The organism is Flavobacterium sp. ABG (assembly GCF_001027725.1).
GTDB lineage: Bacteria > Bacteroidota > Bacteroidia > Flavobacteriales > Flavobacteriaceae > Flavobacterium > Flavobacterium cupriresistens.
This window is the reverse complement of sequence record NZ_LEKS01000004.1, coordinates 1-15,729: the sequence shown is the minus strand read 5'-3', so window position 1 is coordinate 15,729 and position 15,729 is coordinate 1. Positions and strand designations below refer to the sequence as shown.

13 protein-coding genes are annotated in these 15,729 nt (G+C 35.7%); 7 read left to right on the top strand and 6 right to left on the bottom strand.

The annotated features are described in order from the left end of the window. Positions 1–606 precede the first annotated feature (606 nt). Positions 607–1,581: an SPOR domain-containing protein gene (locus tag AB674_RS05335; RefSeq protein WP_047774541.1), complete on the bottom strand. Its 975-nt coding sequence runs from the start codon at positions 1,579–1,581 to the stop codon at positions 607–609. A gap of 238 nt (positions 1,582–1,819) precedes the next feature. Between AB674_RS05335 and dprA the strand changes: the two genes are divergently transcribed. Further along, positions 1,820–2,920: a DNA-processing protein DprA gene (gene dprA, locus AB674_RS05330; protein WP_047774539.1), complete on the top strand. Its 1,101-nt coding sequence runs from the start codon at positions 1,820–1,822 to the stop codon at positions 2,918–2,920. A 75-nt stretch (positions 2,921–2,995) separates the two neighbouring features. On the opposite strand, the gene trpS is transcribed toward dprA, so the two are convergent. After that, positions 2,996–3,973: a tryptophan--tRNA ligase gene (gene trpS, locus AB674_RS05325; protein WP_047774537.1), complete on the bottom strand. Its 978-nt coding sequence runs from the start codon at positions 3,971–3,973 to the stop codon at positions 2,996–2,998. A 253-nt stretch (positions 3,974–4,226) separates the two neighbouring features. On the opposite strand from trpS, the gene AB674_RS05320 reads away from it, so the two are divergent. Continuing rightward, the gene (locus AB674_RS05320) at positions 4,227–4,973 is read left to right on the top strand and encodes a lysophospholipid acyltransferase family protein (protein WP_047774535.1); all 747 of its coding nucleotides are present in this window, start codon (positions 4,227–4,229) and stop codon (positions 4,971–4,973) included. Positions 4,974–5,327: 354 nt separating this feature from the next. Here the strand turns inward: AB674_RS05320 and recA are convergent, their stop codons facing one another. The 4 genes from recA to AB674_RS05300 all read right to left on the bottom strand — a co-directional run bounded on the left by recA (position 5,328) and on the right by AB674_RS05300 (position 8,775). After that, positions 5,328–6,335, bottom strand: a complete 1,008-nt coding sequence (gene recA / locus AB674_RS05315) for a recombinase RecA (protein WP_047774954.1) — start codon at positions 6,333–6,335, stop codon at positions 5,328–5,330. A gap of 143 nt (positions 6,336–6,478) precedes the next feature. Next, positions 6,479–6,988 (bottom strand): acyl-CoA thioesterase, encoded by a 510-nt coding sequence (locus tag AB674_RS05310; RefSeq protein ID WP_047774952.1) that lies wholly within the window; start codon positions 6,986–6,988, stop codon positions 6,479–6,481. Between the two features lie 247 nt (positions 6,989–7,235). Then, positions 7,236–7,619, bottom strand: a complete 384-nt coding sequence (locus AB674_RS05305; RefSeq protein WP_047774533.1) for a hypothetical protein — start codon at positions 7,617–7,619, stop codon at positions 7,236–7,238. A gap of 7 nt (positions 7,620–7,626) precedes the next feature. After that, positions 7,627–8,775 carry an ATP-binding protein gene (locus tag AB674_RS05300; RefSeq protein ID WP_047774532.1) on the bottom strand — a complete coding sequence of 383 codons (1,149 nt, stop codon included), beginning with the start codon at positions 8,773–8,775 and terminating at the stop codon, positions 7,627–7,629. Positions 8,776–9,212: 437 nt separating this feature from the next. Here AB674_RS05300 and AB674_RS05295 point away from each other — a divergent pair, with 437 nt between their 5' ends. From AB674_RS05295 to AB674_RS05275, 5 genes are all read left to right on the top strand, one after another. Further along, positions 9,213–9,665 carry a hypothetical protein gene (locus AB674_RS05295; protein WP_047774529.1) on the top strand — a complete coding sequence of 151 codons (453 nt, stop codon included), beginning with the start codon at positions 9,213–9,215 and terminating at the stop codon, positions 9,663–9,665. A 376-nt stretch (positions 9,666–10,041) separates the two neighbouring features. Next, positions 10,042–11,334, top strand: a complete 1,293-nt coding sequence (locus tag AB674_RS05290; RefSeq protein ID WP_047774527.1) for a hypothetical protein — start codon at positions 10,042–10,044, stop codon at positions 11,332–11,334. Positions 11,335–11,439: 105 nt separating this feature from the next. Further along, positions 11,440–11,856, top strand: coding sequence for a hypothetical protein (locus AB674_RS05285; RefSeq protein ID WP_047774525.1), 417 nt, complete (start codon positions 11,440–11,442; stop codon positions 11,854–11,856). Continuing rightward, entirely contained in the window at positions 11,853–13,322 is a 1,470-nt protein-coding gene (sprC, locus tag AB674_RS05280) for a gliding motility protein SprC (protein ID WP_047774523.1), read from the top strand. Before AB674_RS05285 ends, sprC begins: the two co-directional genes overlap by 4 nt. 1 nt (position 13,323) lies before the next feature. After that, positions 13,324–15,729 (top strand): type IX secretion system membrane protein PorP/SprF (locus AB674_RS05275; RefSeq protein ID WP_047774521.1); only part of this gene is annotated, 2,406 nt, incomplete at its 3' end.

Below are 15,729 nucleotides of genomic sequence, written 5' to 3'. Positions count from 1 at the left end.
TAGTTTTAAAACTTCAAATCTCACTTATGCACGTTATGTCAGCCTGAGCGAAGTCGAAGGCTGGTCTAGGGATAAGTATCTATCAAATTCTAAACTTCAGGAAGCACAGAAAAACTGAAAAAAGGCGAAAATTTTCTAACGTAGCCTTCGAATTCACTCAGGGTGACTGTTGGGTTAAATCATAGATTTTAGGCAGTAATAATATAGGAAATTATAGAACTTATTTTAGGGATGTAATTTTTTTAGAAGTCAATTTTTTAAAAAAAAACGGCGCCTTCGGCGTTATTTGTGAATTAAATCGGGGAGTTTTTTGTCGAAATTAAAACGAGTTGCGGAACAAAATGACTAGGAGTAAAGGTCTTTGGCTGTGATAATTCGTTTTTTTAAAACAGCGTCTTGGTAATATTTAAAAGTAATTGCTAAAAAAGTGTCATTTTCCTTTCAACAAACTTTCGTAAATAATTAAACTTCTGAAGGCAAAAGTTATTTTCACGTGGAACAGATATACGAGAAATAGATTTTGTAAAACTGACACGTGTATAAATAAAAAATCCTTTTTTCGGTTTAAGAAAAAAGGATTTAGTTAAGTAAGTGGCAATTGAAAATTTATAACGTTTCGACTAAAATCCAGGCATCCGGATTTTCTCCTTTTTGAATTTCTTTTTGTGCTTTTTGTGCTTCATTCATAGTGGCATAACTTCCGTATAAAACAGGAAACAGACCATGTTTGTTTTCACCAAGCATTCTGGCTTTGTAGCCGTCTTTTACCAATTGGTTATAGGCTTTTCTAGCATTTTGTTCGCTTCTGAAAGCACCTGCCATAATGTGGTAAGGCATTGTTTTTATTTCTACTTCTTCAGTTGCAGTTTTAGCAGAATCTACAGAAAGTGTTACAGCCGGTAATGGGCTTTGTATAAAAAAGGTCGCTTCCTGGATTTTGTTTTGTACTTTTTTCTGTACAGCACTTTCTACAATAAGAGTCTGACTTGCAATTTGATTCTGGTACAAAGGATATCCGATACTTCCGGTAATTCCTAAACCTAGAACAAAAATAGCAGCATATCTCAAGTATGGTTTTGAAGTTCTAACGTGCTCTTCATTATCGTATAAAGCAACCGTTTCTCTTTCTTCTATTTTTTCCAGTTTTTTCTCGAACAGTTCTCTTTTTACTACAGGAGAAACAAACGGACTTAACCCAAAAGAAGTAGATAAGAAGTTGGTCTGATCATTAGGTGTAAAAACCATGTTTTGATCAGCGTTTAAACGAATATCACCAATGTTTTTAAAATTCAGAACACCATGTTCGTCTAATATTTTTTTCCAATTTAGAACTTCATGTGTAATAGCACTTACGGCAAAACCGTAAGAAGTATTTTCAGTCTGAGCGATATGATTGGCTAATAATCCGTCATTGTTTTTTAAAAGACTATTGAATGCGATCGTTTTCTTAGGTGGAGAAAACGAATTGGTGCTTTCATTAAGTCTTGCCGGGTGATTTTCGGTTAGAAATGCTCCAAACCCTGGAACCGTTACACACTGATAACGATACAATAACTGCGATATGTAAGTTTCGATTTTCATAGTAACAAAGTTAGGTAATGAATATAGTTATCAAAATTTTATTCACAATTGTTATTAACAATTCGCTTTATTTTATATACAATTAATTTTCAAATGGTTAAGTGTTTTTGCTTCATGTTGAGTAGGGCACGAAAACGATTTATCTTGTCTTTTATTAAGAAATTACTTTAATTTATAGATATTTGCAACCTCAAATCGAATTTTTAACAGACTCTATTTTACATAATATTTTAACAAGATGTCAGATCAGGAATTATTTTATTTATTAGCCTTACTTAAAGTGGATGGAGTTGGAGATATTTTGGCTAAAAGATTGTTGCTGCATTGTGGTAGTGCGGAGGCTTTTTTTAAAACAAAAACCAATCAGCTAGCTGCTATTGACGGAATCGGCTCTGTTTTATTAAAAAATATAAAAGACAAAACCGTTTTTGAAAAAGCAAATGCCGAATTAGAATTTATAAAAGCAAATGCGATAAAGGTTTCTTTTTTTCAGGAAGAACAGTATCCGGAGCGTCTGAAACATTGTTTTGATGCGCCGGTTTTGATTTTTTCTGCGGGGAATATTGATTTAAAAAACAGAAAGATAATTAGTATAGTCGGAACGCGTCAGATTACCTCCTATGGTTTGGAATTTTGTAGGACACTACTGGAAGATTTAGCACCATTGGATCCAGTAATTGTTAGCGGTTTTGCCTATGGAGTTGATATTGTGGCGCATCAGTTTGCAATGGACAACAACTTACAGACCATCGGTGTTTTAGCCCACGGATTAAATCAGGTTTACCCTAAAGCGCACAAAAAGTATATCGCCCGAATGGAAGAAAAAGGGGGTTTTATCACCGAGTTTTGGAGCTCGTCTAATCCGGACAGGGAAAATTTTGTTCGTCGAAATCGCATTGTTGCCGGAATCTCGGAGGCCACAATTGTAATTGAATCTGCAGATCGGGGAGGGTCGCTCATTACAGCTCATTTTGCAAATGAGTACAACCGTGATGTTTTTGCTGTTCCGGGCCGCGTTACAGATGTGTACAGTAAGGGGTGCAATGATCTGATTAAAACCCAGAAGGCCAACGTGCTTACCAGTGCGGCCGATTTGATCTACATGCTGAACTGGGATATTGAAAATAAAGCAAAACCAGTACAAAAACAGCTGTTTGTAGCTTTAGATGCAGCAGAACAAAACATTTACGATTTTCTAATAAAAAACGGAAAAGAAGTACTGGATATCATTGCGCTTCGTTGTGATTTTCCTGTTTATAAAATTTCCGGAATCCTTTTAAAAATGGAGCTTAAGGGAGTAATAAGACCTTTACCGGGTAAATTGTTTGAGGCTATTTAACGGGGTGTTCTCAAATAAAAATCCCTTTCCAAGTTTCTGCTTGAAAAGGGATAAATAATGTCTTAAAACGACTAATTATGATGGTTCAAAGCCAAGTTTAATGCGGGCGCGTTGTAAAACACCGTTCGCAATCAGGGCTGCTTTATCAGCTCCTTTTTTCAAAAGTAATTCTACTTCAGTAAGGTTTGTCATATAGTAATTGTATTTTTCTCTTTCGGTTTTGAATTTTTCTGTGATCAATTCAAACAAGGCTTGTTTGGCGTGTCCATAACCATAGTTTCCGCCCAAATAATTGGCTCTCATTTCGGCAATTTGTGCTTCGGTACCCAGTAAAGAATAAATAGCAAAGGCATTACAAGTATCCGGGTTTTTTGGATCTTCAAGTGGCGTACTGTCTGTCTCGATGCTCATTATCTGCTTGCGTAAGGTTTTATCGTCAAGAAAAATATTGATGATATTATTGGCAGATTTACTCATTTTTCCGCCATTAGTTCCGGGGATCAACATGCCGTCTTCCTGAATTATAGCCTCAGGAATTACAAAAGTTTCACCCATTTGGTGATTAAAACGAGAGGCTACATCACGAGTAATTTCCAAGTGTTGCAATTGGTCTTTTCCAACAGGAACAAATTGAGCGTCGTACAATAAAATATCGGCTGCCATTAACATCGGATAAGTAAAAAGTCCAGCGTTTACATCGTCTAAACGATCTGCTTTATCTTTGAAAGAATGGGCTAATGTCAAGCGTTGAAACGGAAAAAAACAGCTTAAATACCAGGTTAGTTCTGCTGTTTGAGCTACATCAGATTGTCTGTAAAAAGTAACTTTATCGGGATTTAAACCACAGGCCAACCAGGCTGCTGCTGTACTGTAGGTGTTTTCTCTTAATGTTTTACCATCTTTGATTTGTGTAATTGAATGTAAATCAGCGATAAACAAAAAAGATTCGTTTGCCGGATTGTTAGATAATTCAATTGCGGGAATAATTGCTCCCAATAAGTTGCCTAAATGTGGTGTTCCTGTACTTTGAACACCGGTAAGTATTTTTGCCATTCTAGTTTTCTCTTAACCGCAAAGATGCAAGGTTTTAACCGCAAAGTTCGCATGGTTTATTGTTGATTTTAACCCTAAATTTCGTATTTTTTAATTGAAAAGTTTGCCAGGTTTATTTTCCTGATCGCAAAGTTCGCAAAGTTTTTTGTAAAGTACACAAAGTTTATTTGTTCTTTGGCGTAAAGTTGGCAAAGTTTTTACGAAAATAAATTCTTTTATAATAAATCACCTTCGATTTATTACTTTTGAAACCATGAAAGGAATAAAAATTGTTTTTTGGGTCATTTGGCGCATTTGGTTTTATATTTTAATGGCCATCCCGATATTGATTATGTTGCCATTTTTACTGGCTTCCATTATAACCGAAAGTGGTTATCCGTATTTTTTCAGAATGGCGCGAATTTGGGCGAAATTCATCCTTTACGGAATGGGATTCTATTACAAAATCAAACGGGAACAAAAGCTTGAAAGAGGCAAAAGTTATATGATTGTGGCCAATCATACTTCAATGACAGACATTATGCTAATGCTGGCGATTATTAAAAATCCATTTGTTTTTGTTGGAAAAAAAGAGCTTGTAAAGATTCCGTTGTTCGGATTTTTCTATAAAAGAACTTGTATTTTGGTAGACAGAAATTCATCGAAGAGTAAAAATGATGTTTTCAAACGAGCTCAGGATCGTCTAAATCAAGGATTAAGCATCTGTATTTTTCCGGAAGGCGGAGTTCCAGATGATGAATCGATTTTACTGGACGAGTTTAAGGATGGGGCGTTTAGATTGGCGATAGAGCATCAAATTCCAATTGTTCCGATTGTTTTTGCGGATAATAAAGAACGATTTTCGTATACTTTTTTAAGCGGAAGTCCCGGTAAAATGAGAGGTAAGATATTATCGTTTATTGAAACTAAAGGGCTTACAGGCGAGAACAGAAAAGAGCTGAGAGATCAGGTCAGACAGGTGATTTACAATAAATTACTGGAATTTAAGAGCGTAAAGTAAAAGCAAAAAGAATTAAATATTAAACCCGGCATTGAGTATGAATCATGCCGGGTTTTCTTTTGAATTTAAAACCCCTTTTATATTCAAAATCTTATTTTATCAATACTTTTATCGAAATCAAAATCAATTGCTTTTTAGTTTTTTCCTTAATTGTTTTAAAGGAAATAGCCTTGGTAATTAGATTTTTAACTTGTAATAAAAGTCACATGATAATGATTAGATGAACAAAAAGGAAAATGGTTGCGTCAAGAAGTAGATTTTTTTCCGTTTTTTTTTCAAAATAAAAAACCCGACCGCTTTTAGAACGGTCGGGTTTATAGTATAAGAATCTGCAACAATCAGATTTGTAACGTTTTATGCGTTAGCTAATTCTTTAATGTGCGCTTTAATTTTTGCTTCTAATTCGTCAGCTAATTCCGGATTATCTTTAATTAAAGACTTAACGGCATCACGTCCCTGACCTAATTTAGTATCGCCATAGCTGAACCATGATCCTGCTTTTTTAACGATTTCAAATTCAACAGCTAAATCTAAAATTTCTCCTGTTTTTGAAACCCCTTCGCCATACATGATGTCAAATTCGGCAGTTTTGAAAGGTGGAGCTACTTTGTTTTTAACGATTTTTACTTTGGTTCTGTTTCCTATTACATTTTCTCCGTCTTTAATTTGTGAAGAACGACGAATATCAATACGTACCGAAGCGTAGAATTTTAGGGCGTTACCACCTGTTGTTGTTTCCGGATTTCCGAACATTACACCAATTTTCTCTCTCAACTGGTTGATGAAGAAAACTGTACAGTTTGTTTTGCTGATTGTTCCGGTTAATTTTCTTAAGGCCTGAGACATTAAACGAGCGTGAAGACCCATTTTAGAATCTCCCATTTCTCCTTCAATTTCACTTTTTGGAGTCAAGGCTGCAACCGAGTCAATTACCACAATATCAATTGCTCCTGAACGAATCAGGTTTTCTGCAATTTCTAAAGCTTGCTCTCCATTATCCGGTTGAGAAATAATTAAGTTTTCGATGTCAACGCCTAATTTTTCAGCATAATTTCTGTCAAAAGCATGCTCGGCATCTATAAAAGCAGCAATTCCACCCGCTTTTTGAGCTTCGGCAATCGCGTGTAAGGTAAGTGTGGTTTTACCAGACGATTCTGGCCCGTAAATTTCAATGATTCTTCCTCTTGGGTAACCATTTACCCCAAGAGCTAAATCAACACCAAGAGAGCCAGAAGAAATGGTTTCTACCTCTACAATGGCTTTGTCGCCCATTTTCATTACGGTTCCTTTTCCGTAAGTTTTATCAAGTTTGTCAAGCGTAAGTTGTAGCGCTTTTAATTTGGCCTCTTTGTCTGAACTCATCTTTTCTTTCATCTAAATTGTTATAATTTTTTTCTTTTTCAAAGCCAATCAAAACCGCAAATAACGTCCTGATTTAGATTTGAAAGGGCTTGTAATTTTGTAAAAATACTTCTTTTTTTTGAAGTTACAACGTTGTTTTATTGCTATAAAAACAATGCTTTTAGTTCTGTAGCTTCCTCAGCTTTTATTTTACCGGCAAGCAACAAACTCAATTGTTTACGACGTAAAGCGGCATCATAATGCTGCTTTTCAAGTTCCGTTTCAGGTTCGATCGCAGGAACTTCAACCGGTCTGCCGGTATCATCAACCGCAACAAAGGTGTAAATGGCTTCGTTGGCTTTTGTTCTGTTTCCAGATTCGCGGTCTTCTACCCAAACGTCAATAAAAACTTCCATAGAACTTTTGAAAGAACGGGATACTTTTGCTTCAACGGTAACAACGCTGCCTAAAGAAATAGCTCTGTTAAAAGCAACGTGATTTACAGAAGCTGTTACTACAATTCGACGCGAATGTCTTCGGGCTGCGATACTTGCCGCACGGTCCATTCGGGCCAAAAGTTCACCACCAAAAAGGTTATTCAAAGGATTTGTTTCGCTTGGTAAAACTAAATCGGTTAAAATAGTTAGAGATTCTGCAGGATGTTTTGATTTCATTTTTTTAATGTAAAAATTTATTTTTTTGCCACGAATTTCACGAATTGGCACTAATTGTTTTTTTTGCCACTGAATTAAAAGGATTTGCACAGATTATTTAATCATTTTAATCCTTTATTCTGTGGTTTTTTTTCCTCATAATTGAGTGAGGTTATTAAATCTTTATCAAAGTGCATAAATAGACTTTTTTGGATTTGATGTTTTATCTTACCTATTGAAACATTATGTAAAATAGGATTTGGTAGATTTAATTCAGCCAGTAAACCGCCATAACTGCCGGAATAAAATAGATAACAATGGTTCTTGCACCATCATAATCCTTGGCTAATCGTTGACCGAAGAGCATCATTAACAAACAAATACAAGAGAAAATAGCGCCGTAGAAGCCAAATTCACGACCGCTGTCTGTAAGCAATTGTATGACACCAACCACGCATAAAATTCCCGAAATTAATTCTAAAATTAAAAGGTGAAAGAGGGCTAGTGGTACTTGATTTTTTAAGATTGTTTTGGAAAAATGCTCCTTCAACCAGGAAACATTATCCTTCCAGTAGAAAACTTTTTCATAACCGGATTGCAAAAAAGTTAAGGCTAGAAAAACCAACAGTAAAATTGTGGCAGTATTGTTCATTAGCAAATTATTTTTTGTGAATTAAACGTGTGAGTTTTATAGATAGATCTGTTAAAATTATTTTTGCATTTCCATTCCGTTCAATGTGATACATCGCCTCCGAAAGTTCTTTAAAAATGTCATGAATATTGTTTCCGTTAACAAATGGAGCAAAATTTTCGAGTTTGAATTTATCTACTTTCGGCTCAATGTAAACGAGGCTTGGTGCCTGATAATTAAGCAAAAGAGCTTGTCGGAACATTTCGATACAGTACTGGATAAATTTCTTCTGACTTTCACGTCCAAGAGCGGCTATTTCTTCGCTCCAGGAAATTAAATCCTGAATGGCAGCGGCATTACCTTTGGCTCTGAAAGCAGCACGTACCCAATTGACAAACCATTGTTCAAAAGGATATTCCGAGTCATCTTCTTTGAGTATAGAAAGTGCTTTACTAAAATTTCCCTGTGCCTGATGTGCGATTTTTAAAGCTAAATTAGAATCGATATTTTCTTTAGCAACCAAGGCCTCAGCGATTACCTTTTCGGGTAATCCGTTAAAATGAATCACCTGACAACGAGAACGGATCGTTTGAATGATATCTTCTTCATTTTCAGAGATTAGTATAAAAATAGTTTTATCTGAAGGCTCTTCGAGAAGTTTTAATAATTTATTTGAAGCAGCGATATTCATTTTATCGGCCATCCAGATAATCATAATTTTATAACCGCCTTCGTACGATTTTAAGGCAAGTGATTTCAAAACTTCCTGTGCGTCTTCGACTCTGATTTCTCCTTGTTTGTTTTGAACACCCAAAATTTTATACCAGTCGAATAAACCTCCGTAAGGCATTTCTTGTATAAAGGAACGCCAGTCTTGAATAAAATCTAAACTTTTGGGTTTCGTTTTTACATCTTCGGTGGTGACGGTTGGATAAATAAAATGGAGATCGGGATGTGAAAGGTTTTGGAATTTGAGATTACAGGAATCATTTCCGTTTGAGTTTTCAGTGCCCGTATTGTTACATAAAATATATTGCGCGTAAGCAATAGCAGTTGATAGCGTACCACTTCCTTCTGGCCCGACAAATAATTGTGCGTGCGGAATTCTTCCGGAAGATGCACTTTGTATCAAGTGACTTTTGATGTAATCTTGACCTAAAATTTGAGAAAATTGCATGTAGCAAAGATAGAAGAAAATGATGTAGTCAAAAATTTTCGGAATTAAAGATTAATTATGTTTCTGTTTTTTTATTTTTAACAGGCAGCGTTTTGTTAAATTGTTTATTTTTTTTGGCTCGTCTTGGGTAAGTACTGGGTGGGATTTGGTGAGATATTAATGGTTTTTTGTTAATAGTTTTTATAAAAATATTTAAAACATATCTTTTTTTTACCTACAATAATGCGTAAAGGAGACTATATATAAAGTCAATTCCTACAAATATATATTTTAACAAAATTAACAAAAAACTCGCTAAAACGCATATTTTCTCGACATACGGCAGTTTTTCGGAGGATCTAAAAGCTTAATTTTTCAAAAAAGAAAATATTAAAGTTGCGTTTTAACATAATTTACATATTTTTGTTTTCATCAACAACCAATTTTAATAAGAATCTATGAAAGGGAAAATTATTTTTTTAAGTTTATTTTGTTTAATGACAACTGGAGCAATTTCTGCCCAGGCTAAGAATGCTCCTAGAAGTATAATCAGTACAACAGCGCTTATTCGCAAGTATCACGATCAAAAAGAATTGAGTGGTATGCAAAAAGGTGAACTTTTGGAACTGTATATCGAGCGTATTAAAGTACTAGTTAAAACTCTCCCTTACATTGCATTGGTGACTAAACCAGGTGTTACGATGGCAGACTTAGGTATTCCGGACGACAGTGAGCACAAAAAAGTATTGGATTCTCAGGCAACTGGAACTGCTACGTTTTTGGACACTACAGTTGAATTCCAAAGAAAAATGATGCCATATTCTGATAAAGGAAATCTAATCGCAGCCATTTTATTTTACGAAAGCACATTAAAGTCTTTACATGAGTTCAACGAATTGAACGAAATGTAATATTTTAAAATTTCTGAAACCTTTTTGTCAAAGTATTTTACTTGTTAAATGATTAATATGGTGACGAGTATAAACTATAACAACTTAGTTGTTTGTTTGTATAAGCTAAGTATTGATTTTTTAAGTTCATTTGTAAAGAGAAAAAGAAGTGTTAAAGTACTGTAAAACAGTTTACTTGAAGCTCTTATTCTAAGCGAGCGATAAAACAATGTAAATCTTTGATCTATTAGAGTTTCATAAAATTTTAAAAGTAGAAGTACAAATAACAACTCGTTCTCGAAGGATCCTGATTACGATCAGATAATTCGAGATGAGTTTTTATCATATTACGCATACGCATACCCAAATTTATTATTAACCGTAATACCCCCTTATCATGAAAAAAATTACTCAAATCATCTGCATCCTTTTGACAGTAACCAGTATGAGTGCTCAGCAAGAGAAAGGAATTATGGGCTACAACAATTGGTTGAATAACTGGACCGAATTTAAGCCTAACAAAGTAGACTATGGAGAAGCAAATCAAATTTTAGCAGGAAACATTTCTGTTAATACAAAATTGATGAAAAGGAATGTTTATGTTTTACAAGGAAACGTTTATGTTACTAATAATGCTGTTTTAACTATTGAACCAGGTACGTTAATCATTGGTGATTTCGAAACTAAAGGAACATTGGTAGTTACAAAAGGTGCATCAATTATTGCAGACGGATTAGAAACTGATCCTATTGTATTTACTTCAAACCGTAGCCAGAAAAAAGCTGGTGATTGGGGAGGACTTGTAATTCTTGGTGATTCTCCAATTAATAAATTCGGAAACGCCGGTTCTTACAACCTTGATCTTGATCCTACTCTTACTACTTATGGTGGTGATAATGTTGCCGGTAACTCAGGAATTTTAAGATTCGTTAGAATCGAATTCGCAGGAAAAAAAGTAAAAGGTTTAGATTCTTTCAACGGATTAACTGTTGCAGGTGTTGGAAACAAAACAATAATTGAAAACGTAATGGTTAGCTACTCAGGTGGTAATTCATTTGCTTTCTATGGTGGAGACTTAAATGCAACTAAATTGGTTTCTTATAAATCAATCAATGATGATTTTAAATTCACACAAGGAGTTCAATGTCGTTTATACAACTCATTAGCAATCAGATCTTCTTATTTGTCTAGTACAAAAGACGGATCTCGTTGTATGGAGGTTAGAACATACGATAAGAAAAGCGAAACAGATTTTACTAAAAAACCTACTTTAGTAGTTGCTTCGAATATTACAATGCTTAACGATAGTGAAAATATTAAAGCTGACATTCAGTCTGGTTTAGTAAAAGAAGCTATTTATGTTGCAGAAACTGCATCACTTGAAATGAAACGTAGCGTGATCTCCGGATTTAATCCAGCTGTATTATTAGACAGTAAAACAGAGATTAATGATGCCAATCTTAAAAAAATCAGATTTGAAGAAATGTATTTCAACCTATGTAACGGAAATATCTTTACAGAATACAATTCTAACAATGAAGATTTAGAGAGCTGGTATGGTAATAGCGTATTCTTTAACGTGTATTCACAAAGTGATAACAAAGAGACATTTATTGACATCTTTAACCCAAAGAAACCTGATTTCAGACTACAATTAGGAAAGATTACGGCTTCTAGCGGAAACAGATAGATAAGACATAGATTTTTATTTTAGAGCGTAAATTTTATTAATTAAGTCCCCAGACACAATTTATGTATTCGTCTTAAATCGGACTCAAATAAAGATCATAATATAATGGCCCCAACAATAAAAAAATATTTTACTTGTATTATATTTTTGGCTTTGCCTATGACGTTAAGTCTATATGCACAAAGTACAATAGAAGAACCTACTTTTTCTGTACTTAATAAATGTAAAAAGACAGCGTCAACGCTTGACCAAAACAAAGATATAGCTGAGCAACGTATCAGCCAATTAGATACTGATTCTAATCAGTTTATAGAAGGGCTATCCATCCCCAAGGATAGCCTTGCTACAACTGGTGAGTGTAATCTAATTACTTTTAAATGTGAAGAGAATTCATCAATAGCTGCTACTTATTCAGTACTTGCAAAAGATATTATTGAGAATTACAGATATGATTTTTCAGAATCATTTATAAACATTTTGTTTTTTGAAGATATAGATTTAGCCAGAACACGCACTATATGATTCAAAAAACTACTCTAATTTTTACCAAATTTTTTCTTTTATTTGGCATGTTATTCTGTGCCAACTCGAGTTTGTTTGCTCAAACGAAAGTTGTAAACCCGGAAATACTATCTTTTGATAGGATTTGTGCGGGTACGGTGCACAATGAATATAATGCCACTTTTACCTATAGTGGGTTTCCGGCGGGAACAGAGTTTACAGTTGAGTTATCTACCGATAATTTTGTAACGGTAATTCCTGCTGCTACAATTCTGCCTGTTATAAACGATACTCCTACTCAAAAAACAATAAAATTTGCGGTTCCTTCAACTCTTAAGGGATCGGATACTTATAGTCTTAGAGTTTCAACTGCCGGTTATGCAAGTGCTAAATTCACTTCATTTGCTCATAAAACGGCTTTCCCAATTTATTTTAAAGCACATGACAATCAGTATACTATAAATAATTTTAAAGGAACCGCTACATTTTGTGCGGGAGGAAGTTATTTGTTAACGATTGATCCTGATCGAGCAGATCCTTTAAATGAATCTCCTTTAAAGTATGATTTTTTAACTTATAACTGGTACAAAGATAATGGTGTTTCTGTGCCTCCAACCTTAGTCGCTGCTGCGACCGGTCCTAGTTACAGCGTAACTGCCGAGGGAGTTTATTATGTAGAAACAAATTATGGAACTTGTAGCTCCGAATCGTATTCAAATCGTGTGACAGTTTCGTCATCAGGTTCCGGTTCGGCGGTTTCAGTAACCTCAAGTTTAGGGAATCCTTTTTGTTCCAGTGGAGCGGGTACAGTTTTGACTGCTACTTCAGGAAACAGTTATGTTTGGAGTAAAGATGGTAAAGTATTAGCAGGACAAACAACACGTTCTATCAATGCAAATGAAAGCGGATTATATTCGGTTGCAGTAGATTTTGGAGGATGTGTGGCTAATGGAACTATCGACTTAAAAAGCAATAGTTTTTCTGCCAGTATTGATGTTGCAGATACCTATAAACTTAAAGCAGGCGAAACTTTAAAAGTGTCTATAACTTCTGATGCGACCAATCCAACTTACGAGTGGTATCTAAACAACAATCTTATTGATGGTGCTAACACAGATACCTATCAGATAGCGGTAAGAGGTAGCTACAGAGCAAAAATTTCACAGTCTTCAGGCTGTATTTCTTCTAAAGAATTTGCATTCAGAGTTACTTCTGAAGAAGATGCAAAAACGAATGTTGTTCCAAATATTGTGAAACTAAGTAGTAGTTCTCCTTATTGGAATGTACCGGAAGTATACAAAACGCCTGATACAAAAATTACAATTTTGAGTTCAAACGGAGAAGTAATGTATGATGATGTTGGAAGTAATTACGATCCCGAATTCAATTCGTTTATAAAAGATTTTAAAAATGTTAATCCTGTCTATTACTACGTCATTAAATCCAGCTCGGGTGATAAAAAAGGATCAATAACTGTGATAAAATAATATGAAGAAAATTTACCTATTCATAACTTTATTTTACGGTTTTTCAAATGTACTCTATTCGCAGGACACAGCTGTCCCTGAGAATGGAGTTGTTTCGTTTTCGTTACCTATCAGAAATTCTTTAAAGTTTAATAGATACCTAATCAACCCTGCATTTAGCTTTGTTAGAGAGCAAAATGCCTATATAAGTTTTTACAACAAAAGACAATGGACTCAGTTTGAGAACGCCCCAAACACCTATGTTTTCGGTTATTCGGGACGTTTTAGAGAAAATGAAGCTTTTGCTTTTAGCCTTTTTCAACAAAATTATGGTCTAATGACAGTGTTTGGCGGAGTTGGAAACTTTGCTCACAATATCGTTTTGGAGGAAGACAGCAATTTGACTTTTGGTTTAAACGCGGGCATTTATCAAAGCAGTTTGAATAAAGGAAAGATTGTATCTGATGATCAGGACGTTTTAAACGCAGATTATCCTTCAAACACCATGTTAACGATCAATCCCGGGATTAATTATGGTACTGCATTCCTTGATTTTGGATTGTCTGTGAATAATTTAGTGCTGTATAATTTTGGTTCAGGAGTAGTTAAAGAAGATCCGGAAAGAGCCATTCAGTTACATGCTATGTATACCGGTTATATTGATGCTTATGGTTTTTTTGACAGAAGTAAATTTTCGGGAATCTTAAAAACAGAAATCAAGCAAGATAAAACTATCATTTCTGGACTTGCTATGGTGGCGATTCCAAAAGGAGTTTGGGCACAAGCAGGATATAATTCATTATACGGTGTTTCAGCGGGTCTTGGTGTTAATATTTCACCAAGCATTGCTATTGAATATAACTATGAAAGAGGATTGGGTAATCTGTCTAATTTAGGAGGTTCTCATGAATTTGCTATTGCTTATAAATTTAAAAACAGAAATTATTATTATGGTGATGATGAAGAAGGTTCTCTTATTGATCCTGCACAATCAAAGCCGGTACCGTCTAAAAAAACTACTGCTTCTACAACTCCGGTAACAAGAGTGAGTGGTGCAGAAAAAGCGAAGTTAGCAGCTGACACGAAGGCTAAAACAGATGCAGAAGCGCAGCAAGCAAGACTTGCGGCAGCCGAAAAAGTTCGTGCAGATGCAGAAGCTGCCGCAAAAATAAGACTAGCAGCAGATACTAAAGCGAAAGCAGATGCAGAAGCTTTAAGAATAAGATTAGCAGCCGATGCCAAAGCCAAAGCCGATGCTGTAGCTGAAGCAAGAGCAAAAACTGCCGGAACCAGAACTGTAGCTAAACCAGCAGGACCTCAAAGAACAGCAGCACAATTAGCGGCTGATAAATCGAGAGCAGATGCTGAGGCTGTTGCGAAAGCAAGATTAGCAGCTGCAAAAGCAAAAGCTGACGCAGAAGGAGCGGCTAAAGCTAAAACAGCAACACCAGTAGCACCTCAAAAAACAGCAGCACAATTAGCAGCTGATAAATCTAAAGCAGACGCGGAAGCTGCTGCAAAAGCAAGATTAGCAGCAGATACTAAAGCGAAAGCAGATGCTGAAGCTTTAAGAATAAAATTAGCAGCAGATACTAAAGCCAAAGCTGACGCAGCTGAAGCGAAACGTAAAACTGATGCAAAAGCAAAAGCGGAAGAAGCGGATTTACAGTCCATCTTAGCTGCCGATGCTAAGGCCAAAGCTGATTCTGATGCACTTCAGGCAAGAATTGCTGCAGATGCAAAAGCAAAAGCTGCAGCAGCTGCAAAAACAAAAGCTAGCATTGATGCTGCAAACAAAGCAAAATTGGCAGCTGATGCCAAAGCTAAAGCAGCCGAAGAAGCGGCCTTAAAAGAAAAATTAGCGGCTGACGCAAAAGTTAAAGCCGATGCAGAAGCACTACAAGCAAGACTTGCAGCCGACGCCAAAGCTAAAGCCGATGCTGAAGCATTGAAAATAAAATTAGCAGCAGATGCTAAGGCTAAAGCCGACGCAGAAGCGTTACAAGCAAAATTAGCGGCAGACGCTAAAGTGAAAGCGGATGCAGAAGCATTACAAGCTAAGTTAGAAGCCGACGCCAAAGCGAAAGCCGATGCAGAGGCATTGAAAATAAAATTAGCAGCTGATGCAAAAGCGAAAGCCGACGCAGAAGCATTACAAGCAAAATTAGCAGCTGACGCAAAAGTTAAAGCGGATGCAGAGACATTACAAGCTAAACTAGCAGCCGATGCAAAAGCGAAAGCCGACGCAGAAGCATTACAAGTAAAATTAGCAGCCGATGCAAAAGCCAAAGCCGACGCAAAAGCATTACAAGCAAAACTAGCAGCCGATGCAAAAGCCAAAGCCGATGCAGAAGCATTACAAGCAAAACTAGCAGCCGATGCAAAAGCCAAAGCCGATGCAGAAGCACTACAAGCAAAACTAGCAGCC